Raw genomic sequence first — 20,662 nt, 5'->3', positions numbered from 1 at the left:
GGCACCAGCAGGGGAATGATCCGGTCGCTCTTGGCGACGGATGGCCGACCGGCGGAGCCATAGGGAATGCCGAGTGCATCCCAGGTCTCGACCAGCGCRTCCTGCAACTCGGCGATCAGTGCATCGGAGTGGAACGGCGTCGGCGTGATGCGCAGCCGCTCGGTGCCGCGCGGCACCGTCGGGTAGTTGATCGGCTGGATGTAGATGCCGTGCACGCCGAGCAGGCGGTCGCTGGCCATCTTGCAGGCCTCCGGATCGCCGACCAGCAGCGGCACGATGTGGGTCGGCGAGTCCATCACGGGCAGGCCGGCGGCCGAAAGTATCTGCTTGGTTCGCGTCACCTGCTGCTGCTGGGCATCGCGCTCGGCCTGCGAGCGCTTGAGATGGCGGATCGACGCGGTGGTGGCGGCGGCAATCGCCGGCGGCAGCGCCGTGGTGAAGATGAAACCCGGCGCATAGGAGCGCACGGCGTCGATGACTGCGCTGGTGCCGGTGATGTATCCGCCCAGCGTGCCGAACGCCTTGGCCAGCGTGCCCTCGATGATGTCGATACGGTCGGCCAGGCCCTCGCGCTCGGTGATGCCGCCACCGCGCGGCCCGTACATGCCGACGGCATGGACCTCGTCGATATAGGTCATGGCGTTGTAGCGTTCAGCGAGCTCGACGATCTGCCTGATCGGCGCGATGTCGCCATCCATCGAATAGACGCTTTCGAAGACGACCAGCTTGGCGCGTTCGCGGCCCGCCGCCTGCAGCAGGCTTTCCAGATGCGCGACATCATTGTGGCGGAAGATCTTCTTCTCGGCGCCCGAGCGCCGCACGCCTTCGATCATCGAGGCGTGGTTCAATTCGTCCGAGATGATCAGGCAGTTGGGCAAAAGCCGCGCGATGGTCGAGATCGAGGCTTCGTTGGAGACAAAGCCGGAGGTGAAGACGAGTGCCGCTTCCTTGTCGTGCAGATCGGCAAGCTCGAGTTCGAGCTCGACCAGCGGGTTGCTGGTGCCGGAAATGTTGCGGGTGCCGCCGGCGCCCGAACCCATCTTGCCGGCCGCATTCTGGAACGCGGCGATGACGTCGGGATGCTGGCCCATGCCGAGATAATCGTTGGAGCACCAGACGGTGATTTCCTCGGCGCGGCCGTTGGAACGCCAGATGGCGCGCGGAAACTTGCCCGCGATGCGCTCGAGGTCGGCGAAAACGCGATAGCGACGCTCGGCATGGAGCTGGTCGATCGCTTCCTCGAAGAACCGCTGATAATTCATGTCGACTTCCCNCGATGCGCTCGAGGTCGGCGAAAACGCGATAGCGACGCTCGGCATGGAGCTGGTCGATCGCTTCCTCGAAGAACCGCTGATAATTCATGTCGACTTCCCTTTGCCTATTGCGCAATCGCTGGTGCCGCCGCACCGTCCCCGCTGCTTGGCATTTGGCAAGGATTAAACGTAGCCGTTTGCGGGAAAGGCCGACCTTGATTCATGCCAATATCACGGAGCCTGAGATGTCTTTTTTGATCAGTTCGATATGAACCGATGCAGTGATCCGCTGCGCAGGACGGAACGTGTCACGCCGCCAAAGGTCATTTCCCGCACACGGCTGTGGCCATAGCCACCCAGAACAATCAGATCAGCCGCAATCTCCTTGCCGACCTGGAGGAGCAGTTCCGCCGGTTCGGAGCGCCGTGCATCCAAGACTTCCGATCGCGCCTTTACGCCGTGTCGGGTCAGGAAGAGTTCGACGTCCGCAACCTTCTCCGCAGGTCTGGTATCCCCGTTGTCCACGGTGGCGATCACGACATCCCTGGCGGTGATCAAGAAGGGCATGGCGTCGACGACGGCGCGTCGCGCTTCCCGCGTGTCGTTCCATGCAATCAAGATGCTTTCGGCCTTGATCGGGGCACAGGGTTTCGACGCCACAAGTATTGGGCGGCCGGCTGCAAGGATGAGACTTGCCGTGTCCAGGGTGCGGTGATGGTCGGCCACCAGATCGATCGCCGGCGAGCCGGTTATGATTAGATCGGCGGCACGCGCATTGAGGGCGAGCTGCCCGGTCGGATTCCCTATTTCGCCGCGCCACGACGAGCGATTGCTGCCGTTGACGGTGCTTAGAAACTCTTCTCTCAGGCAGTTGAGGCGACCTTCAATCTCCTCCATTTGGGACCACATCGCCCTCGCGGCGGCCTGATTGTCGGTGCCGGTTGGGATGACAAGATGCGGCTCGGCCGCACAGAAGCCGATCAGGTCGGCATCATGCCGTTGAGCAAGATCCCACGCCATCGAGATGCGTGGCGCGGCGATGCAGTCCACGTCCAGCTGAACCATGATCGTTTTGAAGGCCATCGCTGCAACCCTCTTTGCGTTGAAGCGAGCTAGCCACGAAGGAAGGGCGACGACCTTGATGCGTGTCAAACGCGGCAATGAGATCAGTGGCGCTCGATTGCTCGTGAATCCCGGCAAAGGTCATACGCCGGTTGATCCGGATCAACGACCCGGCGACGAATGGCGTTAGCCTCGTGTGGTGCAGACTTTTGTTTGCGTCGCTTCACACGGAGTATCGATCATGCAGACCTATCCCGAACCGTCGCAGTTCGGCATGCAACTATTGCCGATGGCGGAAAATGGCCAGAAGGTCGTCCTCGCCGCGGCGTCTCTTCAGGCGCACGCTTTCAAGGCAATTATGCGCTATCACATCGAAACGATGGCGTTTCTAAAGCATCGCTATGAGCAGGATGCCAAGCTGGCCGATGATCTCATCGCCGGCTCCGAGTTCAACGATGCCTTCGACATCTTCTCCGCCTTCCTGCAGAATGCGACATCGGAATACGCCATCGAAGCCGGCAAGGTCGCAGCGCTGACCTCCAGGCTGGCGTCGGAAACGGCCAGGCGCTTGCGCAAGGAAGCCAGAACCGCCATCGAGGACGTGGCGGCGAAGACAGTTGCGTAGATCGGAAATGCGGAGGCCTGCAACCGTGAGCGACTATATGGGCAATGGGGGTCGCTGGCGGCGTCGATGGGTTTGCGCGCTTGCGGCGGTGTTGCTTGGTTCTGTGCTGCCTGCACAGGCCACCGGCCTGACAGAACGCGGTCAAGCATTGGTTGAGTTCAATTGCGCCCGCTGCCACGCCGTTGGAAAAACCGACAAAAGCAGCCATCCCGACGCTCCGGCGTTTCGCACCTTGTCGAAGCGCTATCCGATCACGGATCTCGAGGAAGCCCTCGCCGAGGGTATTTCGACCGGCCATCCGGACATGCCCGAGTGGGTTGCGAGCCCCGACCAGATCGAGGCAATCATCGCTTACATCAACAGCTTGCAGCAACCGTGATCGAGGCCACGATCGAGGCAGGCGACGAACCTGACGGCCCGTTGCGCGATCGGAGTTCACGCAAGCCGCTCTGTAACATGCAATCGACCTCGCGGCCGATTGCGGCGCCAGCAGGCTGGCCCAGATCGATCTAGGGCAACATCCGGTCGGCGGCACGGAAGAACGTCCGCGCATGGGCCACGATCTGAGCTTGCGTAGGATGATCCGCCGGTTCAATGCCGACGATGCGATCCTTCAACTGGGAGTGGTGGTCGCGGATATGCTTGGCCAGTTCATCCTTTGCCGATCCTGGTCCCACGATCAGCCATTCCTTCGCCGGCTCCAGGGCCTTGACGACTTCGTGGTAGAAGGCATTGTTTTCCGGTGCACGTTTGCCGTCGACGGTGCCTGCCTTGTTATGGGTCTGATGATGCGCCAGCGTGGTGGCGAGCCTCAGGCTCTCGGCTGCCTCACGGTTGAAGAAAAACACCTTGGCTTCGCGATGGTCCAGCCAGGCGACGGCATGTTGGGCCTGCATGTTGATACATCCTTGAGGTTATTGTTGAGGGATGAGCGCAAACTTCGCCGTGAGACGGCGAATGCCTCACGCAGGCTGGGACTCCAGCGTTGCCAGGATCGAGCCGGGTTCGATGACGGCATTTGCTGTGGCGACAATCGTTGCGCGGCCATCTGCCGGAGCGACGATCTCGTGCAGCGCGTCTTCAACGCGAACTTCGGCTATTCGCTCACCGGCCTTGATTGTGTCACCGCTGGCAATGAACCAACGCTCCAGAATGCCCTCGGGCAACATGCTGGATGCCCATAGCGCTTCATCGACCTTGAGTACTGCATCACAATTCTCCTTCGTGGTAGAATGATAGGTCATTCGCCAGGCTGGGCATTGATCACGATCAAGGAGCAGACAGGATGCAAGCCCTCGCGCAGGCGCAGATCGGCGCCTGTGACAATGTCTCGACCAAGCACGTTCTGGCTGCGGCTGACGAAGAGGCCGGTGATGTAGCACCCCGGCCACAACATTCGCGTCAAAGCCGGCATCGGAAGAGCTCTGGATGCTGAAACGATTGGTCAGCTGGCGGCCTTGCATCCAGCCGACCCCTTGGGAGCACCAGAGGGAAGTCTGGGTGCTGACATGCTTCCTGCTGTCTGCCAATGCCAGCTTCAGCACCGGCAGCTACCACCTCGTGGATGGCGGCTACACAGACAAATGATTGGAACCGCGTCCGCTCGGAACGACAGACACGCATACTTGCCCACGATCGCATCACGCGATTTCAGAAATGATCCAGATCAAGGCGCGAACCTGCGCTTGAGGGATCATTGGACGATGTGGAACCCAATCCTCAGCGCACCGTTTGGTCGCGACCTCGAACTGGCCGTCTTCGACGAGGAGGGGGCGCATGCGCTCGTATTTCCCTGCACAAGGGTTCGGGAAGGCTGGAAAAACGCCATCACCGGCGCCCGTGTTGACATCCGGCCGACCCACTGGCGCGATTGGGCGCCGGAGCAGGCCCAGGCCAGATTTGACAAACCTCTCGAAGGCTCTCCCTAGGGTCTGGATTCCACGATCAGCGCCATGCGCACAAGATGTGAAAGGCTGGCCGCGCCCATCTTGCTCATAACGTTGGCGCGATGGATCTCGACTGTGCGCGGGCTGATTCCAAGATCATAGGCGATGGTCTTGTTGGGCAGACCCGACACAAGCCCGTCCAGCACCTGCCGCTCGCGTTCTGACAAGGTCGCCAGACGCCCGCGGATTTCCGTAGACTGCGGATGCGCTGCATTCGCCTGGTTGCGGTTGGCCAACGCGGAGCGAATCGCGCCAATCAGCATCTCGTCGTCGAACGGCTTTTCGATGAAATCGGAAGCGCCTTCCTTCATTGCCTGAACGGCGAGCGCCACATCGGCATGGCCCGTCATAACGATCACCGGAATTGTATGTCCGCTTGCTCTGAGCTGGCGCATGAACTCGATGCCGTCTATGCCCGGCATGCGTACGTCGGTGACGATGCAGCCGTCGAGACTGCGCGGCGCCGTCGAGAGAAAAGCCGTGGCCGATTCGTGCAGGCGCACAGCGAAGTCCGCTGTGGCCAGAAGAAAACCAAGCGACTTGCGAACATCGACGTCGTCGTCGACAACATGGACCAGATCACTATCGGCCATTGGAGACCTCGTCTTTCCCCACGATGCGCAAGGTGAACCGAAAGGCGGTTCCGCCGGCCTGCATTGCCTCGGCCCATATGTGGCCGCCATGCGATTCAACGATGGTGCGGCAAATGGAAAGGCCGACACCCATGCCTTGCTTCTTGGTGGTTACAAATGGCTGGAAAAGTTGTGCCGAGATCTCCGGCGCGAGGCCTGGGCCAGTATCGATCACGCTCACCTCGGCCATCCCATCATCCCGGGCAACGGTTGTGACTTTCAATTCGCGGCGAGGCGCGTCCTGCATGGCCTCCACCGCGTTGCGCATCAGGTTGAGCAGAACCTGCTGAATCTGGATGCGGTCGGTCAAGACCAGTTCGGCGGCAGGGTCAAGCTTGTAGCTGACGAGGACATTTACCTCCCTTGCACCGACCAGGGCGAGCGACGAGGCTTCCTCGATCAGAGCCGGCAGTCGTTCGACCTGACGCTCGCTTTCGCCCCTTGCAACAAAATCCCTCAGATGACGAATGACGTCTCCTGCCCGCAGGGCCTGCTCAGCTGCCTTGTCCACGGCATCCCGCAGCATAGGCGCGTTCTCTTCCGTACTCTTCTCGAGCAGCCGACGACTGCCCTTGAGGTAGTTTGTGATCGCGGTGAGCGGCTGGTTGATCTCATGTGCAAGCGTCGAAGCCATTTCGCCGAGTGCGGTAAACCTCGCCATGTGAAGGAGTTCCTGCTGTTGCTCCTGGATTCTTGCTTCTGCCCGGTGGCGTTCGGTCAGGTCGCGGCAGAAGCCGGTAAAGAAGCGTCCGGTTCCCGGATGCATCTCGCCGACGGAAAGCTCCATCGGGAAAGTCGTGCCATCCTTGCGTGCCCCGGTAACGGTGCGGCCGAGCCCGATGATCCGGCGCTCTCCCGTCGTCAGGTAGCGAAGCAGATAGGCATCATGCTCGTCGCGATAGGGTGAAGGCATCAGCATATTGACGTTTTTACCAATGACCTCGCCTGACTGATAGCCGAACAGCGTTTCGGCAGCGGTGCTAAACGACTGGATCCGGCCCTGTTCGTCGATGACGACCATCGCGTCCGGCACTGTTGCCAGGATCGATCGCAAATGGTCCTCACGCAGTCGAAGCGCGGCGTTTGCAAAGGAGAGTTCGCTGACATCCGTGCCCTCGATGAAGATCGCGGTGATACGGCCATCGTCAGCCTTGATCGGTTGATAGACAAAATCAAGGATGCGCTCTTCTGCCGGTCCGTCGGCTTTGTTGCGAAGGCCAACCTTCACCCCATGACCCCTATAGGGCTCGCCAGTCGTGTACACATGGTCCAGATGTTCGAAAAACTCATCTCCTTCGAGCTCGGGAAAGGCGTCCCGCACTGATTTTCCAATCACTTGCCTGTTGCCGATCAATCGCTGGTAGGCGGCATTGGTCAGCTCGAAAACGTGACCTGGTTCGCGCATGAGCGCAATAAAGCCCGGAGCCTGATCGAACATTCGTGACAAGAGTGATTTCAGTGTCGTCCCGACTGGCGCTTCGTCTTGGATCACCTGAGGTTCCTGGGTTCGAGACGGTGCTACTGGGGCTAACTATCACTTCTCGCCGCACACGCAAAACGGATCGAGACGTTTTCGGACGCAGATGCAGTTGGCGGTTGGCGGTCCTTGACGCGCATCAAGGCATTGAGCGCTCGCGAATGCAATTCATTACGCATTGCATCGTTTCAGCGAAAGGCGCCCGTAATGTCCTATAAGTCAATTATCGTGAACCTCGCCATCGATGCGACTCCCGCACCCATTGTGCGGGTCGGGATCGAACTTGCCGAACGATTTGGAGCCCATCTTATCGGCTTGGCGGCAGCTGATGTCCCGCCGCTGGTCGCGACAGGCGACGGCATGGTCTACGAAGGCGAGATCATGCAGATTCAAAGAACGGAAATCGAAAAGCGGCTTGCCGAATTGCGTGAAGTGTTCGAGAGGCTGGTGCCAGCTTCGATTACAAGCGAATGGGGACAAGCCGTCTGCAGTCCGACCCGGTTCCTCAGCGTTTCGGCCAAGGCGGCCGACCTCATCGTCACCGGCGGCGGATATGGAGACAACGTCTTTCGCGCTGTGGATATCGGCAGCCTTGCACTCGGTGCCGGGCGGCCAGTCCTGGTCACCGCAGGCAATGTCGAACACATCCTTGCGAAAACCGTGCTGGTTGCCTGGAAGGACACCAGGGAGGCGAGACGGGCGGTGGCAGATGCGCTGCCCTTTTTGGCCAAGGCCAACGAGGTTGTCGTCGCCACGATAGACACCAACCGCGATGAGAGCTGTCGTGACAGCCTTGACGATGTTGCCGCTTTTCTTGAACACCATGGCATCAAGGCGCGAACCGAGCTGATCGCCGGCGAGGCTGACGGCGACCGGTTGCTGACATTCGCACGCTCGATCCATGCGGACCTCATCGTCTCTGGCGCCTATGGCCATAGCCGCTTGCGGGAATGGGCGTTTGGTGGCGTCACCCGCACGCTGATCGAAGAGAGCGGCATCAACCGTTTCATGTCGTATTGATGATAGGCGAAGCTGACCAGCAATCCGTCTCGCCAGAGGACGGTGCCTATTGGTCGATCGAGACCAATGACCTCCTGCTACGCCTTGAGACCTCAGCCTCGGGGCTTGCTTCGTCCGAAGCGGCATCGAGGCTCGCAAAATTCGGCCGAAACACACCGGCGGCGACGTCAAGCGCGTCGGCCTTGGCAGTGTTTGCCCGCCAGTTCCGGAGCCCGCTGGTCCTGATCCTCATTTTCGCGGCCAGCGTATCGGCCTTCGTCGGGGAGGGCCAGGAGGCTGCGATCATCGGCGCGATCGTGCTGGCAAGCTGCGTCCTGAGCTTCACCCAGGAGTACGGTGCGTCGCGGGCGACCGAAGCACTGAAACAGCGTATTTCGCGCAGAGCTATTGTGTTGCGTGACGGCGTAGAGTGCTCGGTTGCTGCCGAAGACATCGTACCGGGCGACGTGATCCGCCTCTCGGCCGGAAACCTCATTCCTGCGGACGGTGTCATTCTGGACGCGCGCGATTTCAATGTCAGCGAGGCCGTGCTGACCGGCGAAACCTTTCCCGTCGTGAAGGCGCCGGGGCGGTCGGCGCGCGAGGCTTCGGTGGCACAGCGCAGCAATGCGGTTTTCACGGGCACTTCGGTTCGCAGCGGTACAGCAACCGTGCTTGCGGCAGCGACCGGCCCCGGCACTGAATTCGCATCGATCGCTGCTGCCCTGGAGCGCCAAATCCCCGAAACCGGGTTTGCCCGGGGCATAAGACTGTTCGGCTATCTGATGACCGAGATCATGCTGGCGATTGTCATCCTGGTGTTCTTCGCCAACCTGATGCTGCATCGCCCACTGATTGAATCGCTGCTGTTTTCGCTGGCATTGGCGGTTGGACTTACACCGGAACTCCTTCCGGCCATCATCAGTGTGACGCTGGCTAGAGGGGCTCGCGCGATGGCTGCCAATGGCGTCATCGTGCGCCGTCTCGACGCCATCGAGAATCTGGGCAGCATGGACGTGCTCTGCACCGACAAGACCGGCACGCTGACGGAAGGCGTGATCCACCTAGACGGATGGCTTGACGTCGACGGCAATGCGTCAACCGACATCCTGCTTTGGGCACGTCTCAACGCAACCTTGCAGACCGGACTGAAGAACCCGCTGGACGAGGCGATCGCCGGTGCACCGGGCAAAGGCGCATCATTGGCCGCTTTCACCAAGGTTGACGAGATCCCTTATGATTTCATTCGCAAGCGCCTATCCGTTGTTGTGCGGACCAAGGATGCCGAAGATCTTCTAATCACCAAAGGCGCCGTACTAAATGTCCTCGAAACGTGCGGCTTCGTCAGCACGGCGAAAGGGCTGGAACCCCTCGATGAGAAGCAGCGTGCGGCGATCGACGAAAAATTCCGGCGCTGGAGCGCGGATGGCTATCGCGTTCTGGGCCTGGCAATTCGTCGATTTGAGAGCCGGAAAACGTTCAGTAGGAAAGACGAAATCGATCTCGTCTTCGCGGGCTTCCTGCTTTTCCTCGACCCGCCAAAGGAAGGAGTCGAGAAGACGCTTGCCGAGCTCGCCCACCGCGGCATCGCGGTAAAAGTCATTTCGGGCGACAACCGGTACGTTGCCGCACATCTTGCCCAAGCGGTCGGCTTGCCCCTCGACAGAATCATGACCGGCGAGGAACTTTCGAAATTGACGAAGAGCGCGCTCTTTGCGGGCGTGCAGCACACCGATCTCTTCGTCGAGATCGATCCCAACCAGAAGGAGCGCATCGTTCAGGCCTTGCGGAGCAGGGGCCATGTTGTTGGTTACCTTGGCGACGGCATCAATGATGCGCCCGCCCTTCATGAGGCAGACATAGGCATCTCGGTCGACACCGCTGTCGATGTCGCGCGCGAAGCGGCCGATATTATCCTTCTCAAGCAAGATCTGGGCGTGCTCGTGCGCGGCGTCGACGACGGCCGCAAGACATTCGCCAATACGATGAAATATATTTCAATCACCACCAGCGCCAATTTCGGCAACATGATCAGCATGGCTGTCGCCTCGCTGTTCCTGCCTTTCCTGCCGCTTCTGGCAAAGCAGATCCTGCTCAACAATTTCCTTTCTGACGTTCCTTCGCTCGCCATCGCAAGCGACAACGTCGATGCCGACCAACTGCGCCAGCCTCGCCACTGGGACATCCGATTTGTGCGACGGTTCATGATCAGCTTTGGCCTGGTCAGTTCGCTGTTCGACTTTGCGACCTTCGCGTTCCTTCTGTTCTTCGCGCATGTCACGGAGGCCGCATTCCAGACTGCCTGGTTTGTCGAGTCGCTGCTGACGGAGCTTGCTATCGTGCTCATTGTGCGCACCCACAGCGCTTTCTGGGCGAGCCGCCCAAGCCCGTTACTCGCCTGGCTTACATTGGGTGTCGGGATTGTCGCGATCATGATCCCCTATCTGCCGTTTGCAGCCTGGTTCGGCTTCGTGCCCTTGCCGCTCCCCGTGCTTGCCGGGCTTGTCGCAATCACCTCGCTCTATCTGTTGGCCTCGGAGGCGACCAAGCGCTTGTTTTTCGGACAAAAGAGCCGCCAGTCGCACCGGAAGGGGGCGGAGCAGCTGATCGACAGAGGGCCAAAGGTTCATGCGGGCTATCCCAGATCATAGGCCGCGTGGGGAGGCTTGAAGCGATGATGAGAAGAAGCGCGGGCATTCTGCCCTATCGTAGATCGCCAAGGCGCTGCAGGTGCTGCTCGTCCATCCGGGCGGCCCATTCTGACAAAGCCGCGATCTTGACGCCCGGTCCATCGCCAAGGGCGAGTTCGACGAAAGCGACCTTCCAGAAGCCGCGGCGCGGCGCGAATTCACGGAAGAGACGGGCTGGGAGCCCAAGGGAGCCCTGGTCAATTTGGGTGAGTTGCGCCAGCGAAGAAGCAAACTCATCACTGCTTTCGCGCTGAAGGCGATTTCGACACCGCGACGTTGCGCAGCAACATATTCGAGATGGAACGGCCACGACGTAGCTGCCGCGTGCAGTCGTTTCCCGAGGTGGACCGTGGTGAATGGCTGGATCTAGACCTTGCCCGGGAAAAACCTCTTGCTGGTCAGCGGCCCTTTCTCGACCGCCTTGTCGCTTCGGTTTAGCGCCATGCTTCCTGTTGAGCGCTCAGGGGTTGGCAATGATGCCGTCTGTTGATCGAGATCAACGCCGCCGGCCGCCAACAGTGCAATGATGGCCAGTAGGCAAGAGCGATCAACATGACCCTTCTCGATTACCTGATTTCAGTCGACGCCAGAACCGCTTTGATGGGTCGCATGATGCAGAAGCTCGGGGTCGACAAACAATTGAAATCGGTGCCGGACCATGCGGGCGTCACCAATCGGGCGGTGGACCGCTGTCGTTCTTGCGGGCATCAGGATGAGTGCTCGACCTGGCTTGACGAACATCAGCAAGCAGATGTTCCGCCAGATTACTGTCGCAACCGCGACCTAATCGCACGACTGCAGGACGCAGCCGGCCAATCGTAGTGCATCGAGCAGATCAGCCTTGAGGAAGTCATGACGTTCGTGGACGATCTGTTCTTTCTAGAAGCATTTCTGCTGTTTCGCAGGTGGACCTATACTCCATGCAACGTCGAAACCCACTGGCATGGCCGCTGGCGACACCAACCCGGTCGTGCCACCGCTACGAAACAAGGACGACGGACACGGGATCGGCGCAGAAGAGATCATCCTCGACAGCTTTGACGCCGGCGACGTTTTCGGCTGCTACAATGGCTGCCTGGCGCTCGCGTTCGTCGAAGATGGCGCCGCTCAGTTTCACCACGCCTTTGTTCACCGTCACGTTTATCAAGTCCTTGCCGGCCCATTTCTGTGTCGCTAGCTCGGTCATGATGTCCTGCCGAATCTGTTCGTCATCGATGGCTGAAGGGGCTGCATCAGGAAGGACGCTGAGCAATGCCCGCAGAAGATCAGAGCGGGTGATGATGCCGACGACTTTCCCAGCGTCGACGACCGGAATGCGTTTCACATGGTGACGCGTCATGAGCTCGACGACCTCGGCGAGCGATGCGGTAGGGGATGCCGTGACCACATCTTGCGACATCACCTCCTCGATCCGTCGCCCATTGGCGTGGACATATTCATCGGCGGCCTTTCCGGGGCTGACGAGAAACTCCAGCCAGCGCGGGCGCTTGCGCTCCGTGCCCAGTTCCCCGCGACGCAAGAAATCTCCCTCGCTGACGATCCCCACCAGGGTGCCGTCGCCGCGAATGACGGGAAAGCCGCTGATCTTTTTGATGAGCATCATCCCGGCCGCCTCAGCGATCGATGCGGACGGATCTATGCCGACGACTGGCTTGCTCATTATGGCTTCGGCTTGCATGTTCGCTCTCCGGAGTTCTCCAAACCTCCGGCTTCTTAGAAGTCCCATGCATGAAGCGCCTTGATCTGAATCATTTTGCCACCGAGGCAAATGGTCCAAAGTCGAGATCACGAATGACGGGCGCGTGCCCGTCACCCAGCGATTGCGGTCTTAGCGACATTCACGCCAAGTTCGTAGACAAGCAGTCCACCATAGTAGGCCGTCGCAGTGACCAACACCGCTCCGCCAATTTCAATCAGAGGAATGGTGATCGTCACAGCCCGAAACTCGCGGTTGCGTATCCAAAGCGCGAGCCTCACAAGTCCCCAGATCAGAAAGGCAAAGGCAGTGATACCCCCCAGGCTTTCGTGGATTTCCGCGATATCGCTGCTGAAGCCGGCCGCTTCGGCGTGATCCAGGGCAAGACCGCCGAAGAACCAGGTACCAATGGCGAACACTCCGGCAGCCAAGGCCACAAAAGTAGAGATCGTACCAGCGCCCGATTTCCCGGTGACGGCGCTGCCGCCAGCCAGCGCCACAAGGTCGATAGCCACAAGCGTGTAGATCAGAACAATAGGAAAATGAACAAGAATGGGGTGGATATGTTGAATGGGGACCACGAAGACTCTCCAGAAATTGGCAAGGGACCTTGGATAATTGCCGGCCTTGCAGCGAGCCTTGGCCGACGACATTTGCGAGCGTTATGTGCTGTAGTGGGCCACGCACTGCGAACGAGAGATCTAGTCGTTTTCGTCGGCCTCATCGCCCTGCCGGTCGTCACACGCATCGTCATCACCCTTGATGGCTTTCGGGGTGGTTGCGTCCTGCATCGGGATGGCCTGCAGGTCGATGGGGCCGGACGGGACAACAGACGGTGGCGCCCCACATGATCCTTCTTCCGATTCAGCGGCCGCCGGCAGGGCAAAGATCGTGAGGCCTGCAAGTGCTGCAAGGACAAACATTGAATTGCGCATGGTCTGGTATCCTTCTCGGCGCGGCCATGATTGAACGCGATGATGCCTTGATATGGACCCTTTGCTTGCTGCGGGCTGAGGATGACTGACAGCAAATTGAAAGCTTCAATGTGCGACATGCCTTGCCGATGAAAAGCCAGTTGAAGTGTTTGGCGGTGCTGGGTCTCGCTGGACTTGTCCTGGCCATGCCTCTCGCAACCCGTGCCGATGAGGACGACGACGGCGACCATGACCGGGCACGGGATTTGTACGAACACGGCGAGATCAAAGGCCTTGCCGATATACTGGACGTTGTTCGCGCCAAAGCCCCCGGCGACGTTGTTGCGGTCGACCTCATCCGCCAGGCCAACAGATGGGTCTACCGGTTTCAGGTCGTCGGTGCCGATGGCCGGCGAAAGACTATCGACGTCGACGCCGGCGCCGGTGCCATCATGCGCGAGGGGGAGGGCGACTGATGAAGATCCTCCTGGCCGAGGACGAGCCTCGTATCGCGACCGATATCGCTACAGTCCTCAAGGCATCCGGAATGGCGGTTGATACCGTTCGCGATGGAGAGGCTGCCTGGTTCGCAGGCGATGTGGAGAACTATGATGCTGCGATCCTAGACCTCGGGTTGCCCAAGCTCGATGGTCTCACGATCTTGAAACGTTGGCGAGCCAACGCCCGCCGGTTCCCGGTTCTCATCTTGACCGCCAGGGGCATGTGGACGGAACGTGTCGAAGGCATCAATGCTGGCGCTGACGACTACCTCCCGAAACCTTTCGAAATGGAAGAGCTGCTTGCCCGGTTACGCGCAATCCTACGCCGCTCGACCGGGCAGGCCGCGCCAGTGCTCAAGTCGGGGCCCCTGCTTCTGGACACACGCCAGATGCGCATTTCACTGCGCGGCATTCCCATTGCGCTTTCGCCGTTGGAATACCGGCTCATGGCGTTTCTGATGCATCATGCCGGGCGGGTGGTGGCGCCGACCGAACTGGCCGAGCATCTTTACGATTCAGGGAACGACCGCGATCCGAATGCGGTCGAGGTAATCGTCGCGCGTTTGCGTCGCAAGCTTGGGAGTGACGTCATCGAAACGCGGCGCGGGTTCGGGTACTTCGTCCCAGACGATACCCGCTGATGGGCAACTCGATCCGCTTCAGGCTCTGGTTGGCGGCAACGATTTCGATCCTTGTTGCTCTTGCCATCGCTGGTGTCGGACTGCGCTATCTGTTCGAGCTGAATGTCGAGCGGCGCGTTGTCAGCGAGCTGACCGTCGACCTGAACGACCTTATCGGCGCGACCAATTTCGCCGCCGATGGCCGTCTTTCGGTCCAGGCAACCCTGGCCGATCCGCGTTTCTCCATTCCCTTTTCTGGCCACTACTGGCAGGTGCAGGATACTGGTTCCGGCAACCTCGTCCGCTCGCGTTCATTGTGGGACGCGACGCTTGCTTTGCCTGATCACGCAACCAACGGCGAACTCAGGGAGATCAAGGAATTCAAAGGGCCACAAGGCGAGCTCACCATCGCCGTCGAGCGCACGATCATCGACGCCAGCGGCCGATCGTTTCGCGCCGTCGTGGCGGAAGACCATCAAACGGTGAAGGAATCCGTCGACGGGTATGTCCGCGACCTTGCACCAGCCCTCATTCTGCTCGCCATTGCTCTCATGGCGGCCTTCTTCATCCAGATCACCGTCGGTCTCGCGCCTCTGGAAACCTTACGGGTCTCGGTGAGAAACGTGATTGCACAACGAACTGCACGGCTTGAGGTGGCGGCACCAAGCGAAGTCCAGCCGCTCGCGGACGAAATCAATCGCCTACTCGATGCCCAGGAGAAGGCACTTGCGCGAGCGCGCTCGCGCGCCACCGATCTGGCGCACGGTCTCAAGACACCGCTGCAAGTCCTGTCGGCCGATATCCGCGCGTTGAGAAAAAAAGGCGAAACTGAGCTGGCCGATGAGATCGAGAAGAGCGCCGGAGCGATCCGGCGCCATGTCGAGCGGGAGCTCGCGCGCGCCCGCCTCGCGCCCGGCGTCTCCGGCAAGGCATCCTGCCTTGTGTCGGACGTGGCGGCCGGCGTCATTGCCGTGGTCAAACGGACACCAAGCGGCAAGCAGCTTTCATTCAAGCTGGATGTCGCGGAAAATCTGACGGCGCCGATCGACGAAGGCGACTTGTCAGAAATTCTCGGCAATCTGGTGGAGAATGCCGCGCGCTACGCAAAATCGTCAGTCCGTGTCGGTGCATCCATTGCCTGGGACGAGGTGACCGTCAGTGTTGCGGACGATGGCCCAGGTATACCGGATGTCGATCGGGAGTCAGCGCTGTCACGTGGTGTCCAGCTCGACAGCAAGCGCGGCAGCAGCGGTCTTGGCCTGGCCATCGTATCCGATATCGTCGAAGCCTATGGCGGACGTCTTGCCATGGCCAATGCCGATCCGGGTCTGGCGGTGGCCATTTCCTTGCCGCGACACAGTTGAGCATGCTTCAGGCGAAACCCGGGAAATAGTCGACCTTTATCTTCGAGCGGCGAATGCCCATGGCCAGCAGCTTCTGACGCAGCGCCTTGACCATCGCCTGCGGGCCGGAAATGTAGAAAGTGCGCTCGAGGTAGTCGGGTATAGCCAGACGTATCAGGCGCTCGTCGATGTATCCGGGATATTGCCCGCGCTCGCCCCCTCGCGCCACGGCGTGGATCGTCTTGATACCAAGTTCCTGCCGGGCGGCGCCAAGCACGTCGCGATAGGCGATGTCCTGCTGGCCTTCTGTTCCGTAGAGAATGACGATCGGTCGCCGCTCCTTGCGGTCGAGGAGATATTGCAGCATCGAGCGAAACGGCGTGATGCCGATGCCTCCGGCCAGGAACGCGATTTTGGTTTCACGCTGGGCGGGCAGAGTGAAGTTGCCGGCCAGTTGCGCGGCATGGATCGTGCTGCCTGGCTTCATGGTCATCAATTCGCGCTTGAAGGCACTTGATTGCGGATAGAACTTGACACCGAGACGGACTGTCTCCTCCGTCGGCGCAGAGGCGACCGTGAAATAGCGGCGGTTGCCGCGATTGTCGGCACGATCGAGGCCAAGCGTCCATTCGAGATACTGGCCGGCCTCAAAGGCGAGCTTGCGCGGCGACCGGAAGACGAAGTCAAAGCTGTCGACAGCCGATTGCTCGATGCGTTCCAAGGTCAGCACGAAGCGTCCCTTGGGGCCCGCCGCATAGGCAAACAGGTTGCCGGCAAGCAGCGCCAGTTCCGGCGTGAAATAGAACGAGCCGATATGGATGTTGGGAGCAAACAGAAAGCCGACGATGGCGGCAAAGGCGATACGCGGCCAACGCATCGTCGGCGCGGTCAGCGGCTCGGTCAGCATCACAAAGGCAAAGAACAGCAGAGGCGACGAACCCAGTGTCTCCGTGAGCGCGGTCCAGTATTGCGATGGATCCGTGGTTGCCAGGATGGTCGCCAGCGCCACGACAATGAAGGTCGAGACGAGGTCAAGCCGGCGAAGTTTGCGGACTATGAGCATGCCGCCGACGAGAACGAGCGGAAGCAACGGCAGATTGCCGCCAACCCACCAGGTGGCTGGTTGGTCGAGCAGCAGCACCGACAGCGCCACGCCCAGAGCAGCCGGGTTGAAAAGGTGCTTCCGGCCGATCGCGAGAATGAATTTGGATGAAATCGCCCAGACGGCTGCCAATGCCACCGCCGCAATCCCCTTTATGTCCGTGACGGCAACCGGATCGAGAATGAGCGCCAGAATGAGCGCTGTGATGTAGACGGACTCGTTGTTGGCCGGGACTGCGAAGACAAGCGCAAAGACCTTGTTGGTGATCCAGCAGGCGGCCAGCGCAAGCGCTGTCGTGAAGGCAAGCGCAGTCGGATCATGTGGTACCAGCTTGACGAAGCCGAGCACGAACGCCGCGCCGACCAGCGCCATCAGATAGTAGAGGACCAGCCTGTACATGGTCAGGTGATCGAGAAATCGGTCGATGGTCTTGATCATTGCAGGCAAAGGGCTCCGAACCCGGTTGTCGGCGTTGCGCGGCCATTGGCGTCGACGAGATATCCCTCCAGGCCAGGTGTCTGCTCGACGAAAAGAATGCCGTCCCGACCCATGGCGAAGGCCGCGGTGGCGAAACGATCGGCTTCGAGCACATCGGCGCCGATCACGGTCAGGCTGACGATGTCCTGGATCGGACTGCCAATGCCATGCGGGTTGTAGATGTGTTGACCGCGGACATAGGTGCCGGAGGTAGCGACGCCGCGACCGCGGGGATAGACGATCTTTACGATCTCATCCGCGTTGAAGGGATTGCGGATGCCGACGCTCCAGTCATGGCCCGATGCATTCTTGCCGCCAGACTGGATATCCCCGCCCGCCTCGATGAAGAAATCGTTGATGCCGGCTCGCTGAACGATGCCTGCCGCATTGCGAATGGCCCAGCCCTTGACGATGCCGGAAGGGTCGAGCGACCCGTCGGGCTTGCGAATATCGAAGTATCCGGCCGTCTCGTCTTTCGTCTGTTTGGCAATGGCCAGCACCTCCATCATTTCGCTGCTCCAGTCGACGACCGGAATGCCGCCGCGGTTGATGGCAGCGATCTCGCTGTCCGCCCGATATGTGCTGAAGCGCCGGTCGATATGTTCGAAATAGCCGAAGACCGTATCGATCAGCTCAGCGTTCGACGCGCCGCCGATGTCGACCGTAATGGGCATTCCCATCAAAATGCGCGTTTCACGCATGGAACTAGGACGATGCTTTCTTCAGCGCGCCGCCTAGCGACTGGATGAAAGCCCTGCTGGTCAGCGTCGCGCCCGAAATAATGTCCACATTGGCGCTTTGGGCGCGGATCGCTTCGTCGCGCAGCATGGGCAGCGCCTGCCTGTTGATGCTGATGGAGGTGCGGCGATCGGAAGGATATTTCAGCACTTTCAGCGCCGTAAGCTGCCCGCCCTGCACGAGGGCCTGAATCTGGATGATACCGTAATAGGCATCGGCCGCGGGGCCGGTGTAGACGCCATCGGTATAGCCATGTGCTGCGAGCTTCGTGCCTGTACGGATGATGCGCGCTAGCGTCTCCGGGTATGCTGGCCTCGGCTGGGGGACCGGTATGTAGACGGCGGGAGTTATGGCGAAGGAAGGTGCTGGTAGCGCAGGATCGGAGTCAGCCGAAGCCACTTGCGGCGCCAGTGGCGTTGGCGACGGTTGTGGTGCCACCGGAGCCACTGTCTGCTTGACTGGTTCATTTGGCCGTTTGGCGAGCACTGCTATGGCAGCCGTCGTTTCCCGGGCAATGGGGAACCTTGTTCTGAGCCGGGCATCGAGAGGCGCCGGCGAGGTCCGAAGCATCGGCAAAGCCACAGCGGATCCGGGCTCTTTTGGCTGCACGGAAGGCGCTCCGGCTGCGTTGGCCGGCAGCGCTTCGCCGAGCATGTCGTTTGCCGGATTCTTGCCGGCCTGATCCCAGACATAGGCGCCGGAGGCGGCGATCACGAAAAGCGACAAGGCAATCTGTTTCATCGGAATTGTATTTCCACGTTGAATCTTGCAGGGCGGTTCATCGAGTCCGCTTCGGAGGCAATATCCCACGACCAAGCTGACAACTGGCTGTCAGCCGAGTTCGAACTGCGAGGGGATAGTGAAAGCGAGAGGGGAACGGTGAATTGACTTGTCCTAGATCAACATGGTCGCATATGCAGCAAGGTAGGAAGGTTCTCTCAAGCGAGGTAGCTGCCTATGACTGTTGCCAACGAGCCGGCCGGATACACTGGAACCCAGATATTTCTGCATTGGATTATCGCAGGGCTGGTCGTTCTGCAGCTTGTAATCGGTGAGGACATCAAGCCGGCTTACCGGGCGTTCTCGCGCGGCACAGAGCCGGCAGCTGGCGACATCCTCAACGCGAATATTCATGTCTATGTCGGTTTGGCCGTTCTGGTGCTGGCGATCTGGCGGATTGCAGTCCGTCTACGGCATGGTGTGCCGGCCGCGCCGCCCGAAGAAAGCGTCCTGCTGAAGCGGACTTCGGCGGTCGCTCATTTCCTGCTCTACCTGTTCATTTTCGGGATGCCGATTACCGGGGCGCTGGCATGGTACTTCAGCTTTCGAGTGATGGGTGAGATTCACGAACTCGCCAAGCCGGTGATCATCATTGCCGTTGGCCTCCATGCCGCGGCGGCGCTGTGGCAGCATTTCTATGTGAAATCGGACGTGCTGGTCAGGATGCTGCTCCCGGCGGCCCGGCGTATGGGGTGACACCGTGAGCCGCTTGCATGCTGAAAACCATCTCATCTCCCGCATCGGCTGGCTGCGAGCCGCCGTGCTCGGCGCCAATGACGGCATCGTATCGACGGCGAGCCTGATCGTTGGCGTGGCGGCAGCCAACGCCGCGGCGGCCGATGTTCTCGTCGCAGGTGTCGCCGGTCTGGTCGCCGGCGCGATGTCGATGGCGGCCGGCGAATATGTCTCGGTCAGTTCGCAGTCCGATACCGAACAGGCCGACCTTGCCCGTGAGAAAGGGGAACTGGCGACGCAGCCAGACTTCGAGCGACAGGAACTTGCGGAGATCTATGTCAAACGTGGCGTGGAGCCAACGCTGGCCCTGCAGGTCGCGGACCAATTGATGGCGAAGGATGCGCTCGGCGCCCACGCTCGCGAAGAACTTGGCATCTCGGAGGTGACGACGGCGCGACCGATCCAGGCTGCCTTGGCCTCGGCGGCTGCATTTTCGGTTGGCGCGGCCATGCCATTGGCGATGGTGCTTGTTTCGCCGGCCGCCTGGCTTGCCGCAACGGTGTCTGTCGCCTCGCTCCTGTTCCTGGCGGTTTTGGGCGCCATTGGGGCCAAAGCCGGCGGCGCCAATGTGTTAAGGGCAACTGTTCGCGTCACCTTCTGGGGGGCGCTGGCAATGGCGCTGACCGCCGGTATTGGTGCCGTCGTTGGTACTGCCATCTGACGGGTCTTGCGAACCGTCGAACCAGGCTGTGCCATGGGCACTTATCGTCCTTCGAAATAACCCGAGAGGGTTCAGCGCCAGTTCTATGAAGTTGCGAAAGTGCAACGAAGGCGGCGCGGGCGGGATATATCACGAGGCTTCGCAAATCGCGGGGACCCCATCGTGAAGGAACTCAGTTCGATCGGTCGGGACATGGTCGTCGACGAGATCATGAGAAAATGGCCGGCAACGGTGGCGGTGATGCTGAGCTACCGGATCGAGGAGTCCTTGGCGTAGTGTGACGATCGAGCGCCTTTGAGGATCTCGCTTTGCTCCTGGGGCTCCATCCCCTGGAAGAGGGGCAGCAGCGATATCAGCGATCGGTCCAGCGCAGCCAAGCGGATACCTCACAGCCCATGGTCCGCATCAGTCG

Annotated in this window: 23 protein-coding genes and 2 pseudogenes; 13 read left to right on the top strand and 12 right to left on the bottom strand. The window is 60.3% G+C overall.

Annotation, left to right across the window (positions count from 1 at the left end):
• Both hemA and ASD12_RS08200 read right to left on the bottom strand, forming a co-directional pair.
• Window positions 1–1,262: 5-aminolevulinate synthase (gene hemA, locus ASD12_RS08210; RefSeq protein WP_056583869.1), on the bottom strand; the 1,262-nt coding region annotated here is incomplete at its 3' end.
• A 249-nt stretch (window positions 1,263–1,511) separates the two neighbouring features.
• Window positions 1,512–2,336, bottom strand: coding sequence for a universal stress protein (locus tag ASD12_RS08200; RefSeq protein ID WP_056583864.1), 825 nt, complete (start codon window positions 2,334–2,336; stop codon window positions 1,512–1,514).
• Between the two features lie 220 nt (window positions 2,337–2,556).
• Between ASD12_RS08200 and ASD12_RS08195 the strand changes: the two genes are divergently transcribed.
• Window positions 2,557–2,940 (top strand): phasin family protein, encoded by a 384-nt coding sequence (locus ASD12_RS08195; protein ID WP_056583861.1) that lies wholly within the window; start codon window positions 2,557–2,559, stop codon window positions 2,938–2,940.
• Window positions 2,941–2,965: 25 nt separating this feature from the next.
• Window positions 2,966–3,319, top strand: a complete 354-nt coding sequence (locus ASD12_RS08190; protein WP_244482785.1) for a cytochrome c — start codon at window positions 2,966–2,968, stop codon at window positions 3,317–3,319.
• A 130-nt stretch (window positions 3,320–3,449) separates the two neighbouring features.
• Here ASD12_RS08190 and ASD12_RS08185 read toward each other — a convergent pair whose 3' ends face one another.
• Together ASD12_RS08185 and ASD12_RS08180 are read right to left on the bottom strand one after the other, a co-directional pair.
• Window positions 3,450–3,836, bottom strand: a complete 387-nt coding sequence (locus ASD12_RS08185; RefSeq protein WP_056583857.1) for a hypothetical protein — start codon at window positions 3,834–3,836, stop codon at window positions 3,450–3,452.
• Between the two features lie 66 nt (window positions 3,837–3,902).
• Window positions 3,903–4,109 carry a lipoyl domain-containing protein gene (locus ASD12_RS08180; RefSeq protein ID WP_244482784.1) on the bottom strand — a complete coding sequence of 69 codons (207 nt, stop codon included), beginning with the start codon at window positions 4,107–4,109 and terminating at the stop codon, window positions 3,903–3,905.
• Window positions 4,110–4,431: 322 nt separating this feature from the next.
• On the opposite strand from ASD12_RS08180, the pseudogene ASD12_RS35210 reads away from it, so the two are divergent.
• Window positions 4,432–4,527 (top strand): annotated as a pseudogene (locus ASD12_RS35210) (short-chain dehydrogenase); the annotation flags it as partial.
• A 38-nt stretch (window positions 4,528–4,565) separates the two neighbouring features.
• Window positions 4,566–4,868, top strand: coding sequence for a hypothetical protein (locus tag ASD12_RS08175; protein ID WP_348271711.1), 303 nt, complete (start codon window positions 4,566–4,568; stop codon window positions 4,866–4,868).
• Here ASD12_RS08175 and fixJ read toward each other — a convergent pair.
• On the bottom strand, window positions 4,865–5,479 hold the full coding sequence (fixJ, locus tag ASD12_RS08170) for a response regulator FixJ (RefSeq protein ID WP_056583851.1): 615 nt from the start codon (window positions 5,477–5,479) through the stop codon (window positions 4,865–4,867). The two genes, ASD12_RS08175 and fixJ, sit on opposite strands and share 4 nt — an antisense overlap.
• Window positions 5,469–6,956, bottom strand: coding sequence for a PAS domain S-box protein (locus ASD12_RS08165; RefSeq protein WP_244482788.1), 1,488 nt, complete (start codon window positions 6,954–6,956; stop codon window positions 5,469–5,471). Before ASD12_RS08165 ends, fixJ begins: the two co-directional genes overlap by 11 nt.
• Before the next feature lie 246 nt (window positions 6,957–7,202).
• Between ASD12_RS08165 and ASD12_RS08160 the strand changes: the two genes are divergently transcribed.
• The 4 genes and pseudogenes from ASD12_RS08160 (at window position 7,203) to ASD12_RS08150 (ending at window position 11,506) form a co-directional block, all read left to right on the top strand.
• The gene (locus ASD12_RS08160) at window positions 7,203–8,015 is read left to right on the top strand and encodes a universal stress protein (RefSeq protein ID WP_056583841.1); all 813 of its coding nucleotides are present in this window, start codon (window positions 7,203–7,205) and stop codon (window positions 8,013–8,015) included.
• Complete coding sequence (gene mgtA / locus ASD12_RS08155; RefSeq protein ID WP_056583838.1) at window positions 8,015–10,645, top strand: magnesium-translocating P-type ATPase; 2,631 nt, start codon at window positions 8,015–8,017, stop codon at window positions 10,643–10,645. The genes ASD12_RS08160 and mgtA overlap by 1 nt, the downstream gene beginning before the upstream one ends.
• A gap of 23 nt (window positions 10,646–10,668) precedes the next feature.
• Window positions 10,669–11,122, top strand: a pseudogene (locus tag ASD12_RS32870) (NUDIX domain-containing protein).
• Window positions 11,123–11,236: 114 nt separating this feature from the next.
• Window positions 11,237–11,506, top strand: coding sequence for a DUF6455 family protein (locus ASD12_RS08150; protein WP_056583835.1), 270 nt, complete (start codon window positions 11,237–11,239; stop codon window positions 11,504–11,506).
• Between the two features lie 157 nt (window positions 11,507–11,663).
• Here the strand turns inward: ASD12_RS08150 and ASD12_RS08145 are convergent, their stop codons facing one another.
• The 3 genes from ASD12_RS08145 to ASD12_RS08135 form a co-directional block, all read right to left on the bottom strand.
• Window positions 11,664–12,362 carry a CBS domain-containing protein gene (locus ASD12_RS08145; RefSeq protein WP_056583832.1) on the bottom strand — a complete coding sequence of 233 codons (699 nt, stop codon included), beginning with the start codon at window positions 12,360–12,362 and terminating at the stop codon, window positions 11,664–11,666.
• 131 nt (window positions 12,363–12,493) lie between these two features.
• Window positions 12,494–12,961: a DUF2231 domain-containing protein gene (locus tag ASD12_RS08140; protein ID WP_244482783.1), complete on the bottom strand. Its 468-nt coding sequence runs from the start codon at window positions 12,959–12,961 to the stop codon at window positions 12,494–12,496.
• Window positions 12,962–13,081: 120 nt separating this feature from the next.
• Complete coding sequence (locus ASD12_RS08135; protein ID WP_056583826.1) at window positions 13,082–13,315, bottom strand: hypothetical protein; 234 nt, start codon at window positions 13,313–13,315, stop codon at window positions 13,082–13,084.
• A gap of 185 nt (window positions 13,316–13,500) precedes the next feature.
• Between ASD12_RS08135 and ASD12_RS08130 the strand changes: the two genes are divergently transcribed.
• From ASD12_RS08130 to ASD12_RS08120, 3 genes are read left to right on the top strand one after another with little or no spacing between them, the layout of a single operon-like run.
• Complete coding sequence (locus ASD12_RS08130; RefSeq protein ID WP_244482782.1) at window positions 13,501–13,770, top strand: PepSY domain-containing protein; 270 nt, start codon at window positions 13,501–13,503, stop codon at window positions 13,768–13,770.
• A complete protein-coding gene (locus ASD12_RS08125) occupies window positions 13,770–14,435 on the top strand; it encodes a response regulator transcription factor (RefSeq protein ID WP_056583819.1) in 666 nt (221 codons plus the stop codon). The genes ASD12_RS08130 and ASD12_RS08125 overlap by 1 nt, the downstream gene beginning before the upstream one ends.
• Window positions 14,435–15,778, top strand: coding sequence for a HAMP domain-containing sensor histidine kinase (locus ASD12_RS08120; protein WP_056583816.1), 1,344 nt, complete (start codon window positions 14,435–14,437; stop codon window positions 15,776–15,778). The genes ASD12_RS08125 and ASD12_RS08120 overlap by 1 nt, the downstream gene beginning before the upstream one ends.
• Window positions 15,779–15,785: 7 nt before the next feature.
• Here the strand turns inward: ASD12_RS08120 and ASD12_RS08115 are convergent, their stop codons facing one another.
• Genes ASD12_RS08115 through ASD12_RS08105 form a run of 3 tightly spaced genes read right to left on the bottom strand, consistent with a single transcriptional unit; the run spans window position 15,786 to window position 18,815 of the window.
• Window positions 15,786–17,297 carry an RnfABCDGE type electron transport complex subunit D gene (locus ASD12_RS08115; protein WP_056583811.1) on the bottom strand — a complete coding sequence of 504 codons (1,512 nt, stop codon included), beginning with the start codon at window positions 17,295–17,297 and terminating at the stop codon, window positions 15,786–15,788.
• Window positions 17,294–18,016, bottom strand: a complete 723-nt coding sequence (locus tag ASD12_RS08110) for an FAD:protein FMN transferase (protein WP_244482781.1) — start codon at window positions 18,014–18,016, stop codon at window positions 17,294–17,296. Before ASD12_RS08110 ends, ASD12_RS08115 begins: the two co-directional genes overlap by 4 nt.
• 25 nt (window positions 18,017–18,041) lie before the next feature.
• Window positions 18,042–18,815 carry an FMN-binding protein gene (locus ASD12_RS08105; RefSeq protein WP_244482780.1) on the bottom strand — a complete coding sequence of 258 codons (774 nt, stop codon included), beginning with the start codon at window positions 18,813–18,815 and terminating at the stop codon, window positions 18,042–18,044.
• Between the two features lie 216 nt (window positions 18,816–19,031).
• On the opposite strand from ASD12_RS08105, the gene ASD12_RS08100 reads away from it, so the two are divergent.
• Window positions 19,032–19,550 (top strand): cytochrome b/b6 domain-containing protein, encoded by a 519-nt coding sequence (locus tag ASD12_RS08100; RefSeq protein WP_056583805.1) that lies wholly within the window; start codon window positions 19,032–19,034, stop codon window positions 19,548–19,550.
• Between the two features lie 4 nt (window positions 19,551–19,554).
• Window positions 19,555–20,250, top strand: a complete 696-nt coding sequence (locus ASD12_RS08095; protein WP_056583795.1) for a VIT family protein — start codon at window positions 19,555–19,557, stop codon at window positions 20,248–20,250.
• Window positions 20,251–20,662 lie beyond the last annotated feature (412 nt).

The sequence above is a fragment of the Mesorhizobium sp. Root102 genome (assembly GCF_001425625.1).
Lineage (GTDB): Bacteria > Pseudomonadota > Alphaproteobacteria > Rhizobiales > Rhizobiaceae > Mesorhizobium.
Note: the sequence above shows the minus strand (reverse complement) of the source record. Positions and strands in the feature narration are given on the sequence as shown.

Excerpts from the sequence above, each read along its gene's own strand:
- ASD12_RS08120 (WP_056583816.1), top strand. The coding sequence starts at position 14,435 with ATGGGCAACTCGATCCGCTTCAGGCTCTGGTTGGCGGCAACGATTTCG.
- ASD12_RS08105 (WP_244482780.1), bottom strand. The coding sequence starts at position 18,815 with ATGAAACAGATTGCCTTGTCGCTTTTCGTGATCGCCGCCTCCGGCGCC.
- ASD12_RS08115 (WP_056583811.1), bottom strand. The coding sequence starts at position 17,297 with ATGATCAAGACCATCGACCGATTTCTCGATCACCTGACCATGTACAGG.
- ASD12_RS08125 (WP_056583819.1), top strand. The coding sequence starts at position 13,770 with ATGAAGATCCTCCTGGCCGAGGACGAGCCTCGTATCGCGACCGATATC.
- ASD12_RS08195 (WP_056583861.1), top strand. The coding sequence starts at position 2,557 with ATGCAGACCTATCCCGAACCGTCGCAGTTCGGCATGCAACTATTGCCG.
- ASD12_RS08110 (WP_244482781.1), bottom strand. The coding sequence starts at position 18,016 with ATGGGAATGCCCATTACGGTCGACATCGGCGGCGCGTCGAACGCTGAG.
- fixJ (WP_056583851.1), bottom strand. The coding sequence starts at position 5,479 with ATGGCCGATAGTGATCTGGTCCATGTTGTCGACGACGACGTCGATGTT.
- ASD12_RS08200 (WP_056583864.1), bottom strand. The coding sequence starts at position 2,336 with ATGGCCTTCAAAACGATCATGGTTCAGCTGGACGTGGACTGCATCGCC.
- ASD12_RS08185 (WP_056583857.1), bottom strand. The coding sequence starts at position 3,836 with ATGCAGGCCCAACATGCCGTCGCCTGGCTGGACCATCGCGAAGCCAAG.
- ASD12_RS08180 (WP_244482784.1), bottom strand. The coding sequence starts at position 4,109 with ATGTTGCCCGAGGGCATTCTGGAGCGTTGGTTCATTGCCAGCGGTGAC.
- ASD12_RS08100 (WP_056583805.1), top strand. The coding sequence starts at position 19,032 with ATGACTGTTGCCAACGAGCCGGCCGGATACACTGGAACCCAGATATTT.
- ASD12_RS08150 (WP_056583835.1), top strand. The coding sequence starts at position 11,237 with ATGACCCTTCTCGATTACCTGATTTCAGTCGACGCCAGAACCGCTTTG.
- ASD12_RS08130 (WP_244482782.1), top strand. The coding sequence starts at position 13,501 with ATGCCTCTCGCAACCCGTGCCGATGAGGACGACGACGGCGACCATGAC.
- ASD12_RS08165 (WP_244482788.1), bottom strand. The coding sequence starts at position 6,956 with ATGTTCGATCAGGCTCCGGGCTTTATTGCGCTCATGCGCGAACCAGGT.
- mgtA (WP_056583838.1), top strand. The coding sequence starts at position 8,015 with ATGATAGGCGAAGCTGACCAGCAATCCGTCTCGCCAGAGGACGGTGCC.
- ASD12_RS08160 (WP_056583841.1), top strand. The coding sequence starts at position 7,203 with ATGTCCTATAAGTCAATTATCGTGAACCTCGCCATCGATGCGACTCCC.
- ASD12_RS08135 (WP_056583826.1), bottom strand. The coding sequence starts at position 13,315 with ATGCGCAATTCAATGTTTGTCCTTGCAGCACTTGCAGGCCTCACGATC.
- ASD12_RS08145 (WP_056583832.1), bottom strand. The coding sequence starts at position 12,362 with ATGCAAGCCGAAGCCATAATGAGCAAGCCAGTCGTCGGCATAGATCCG.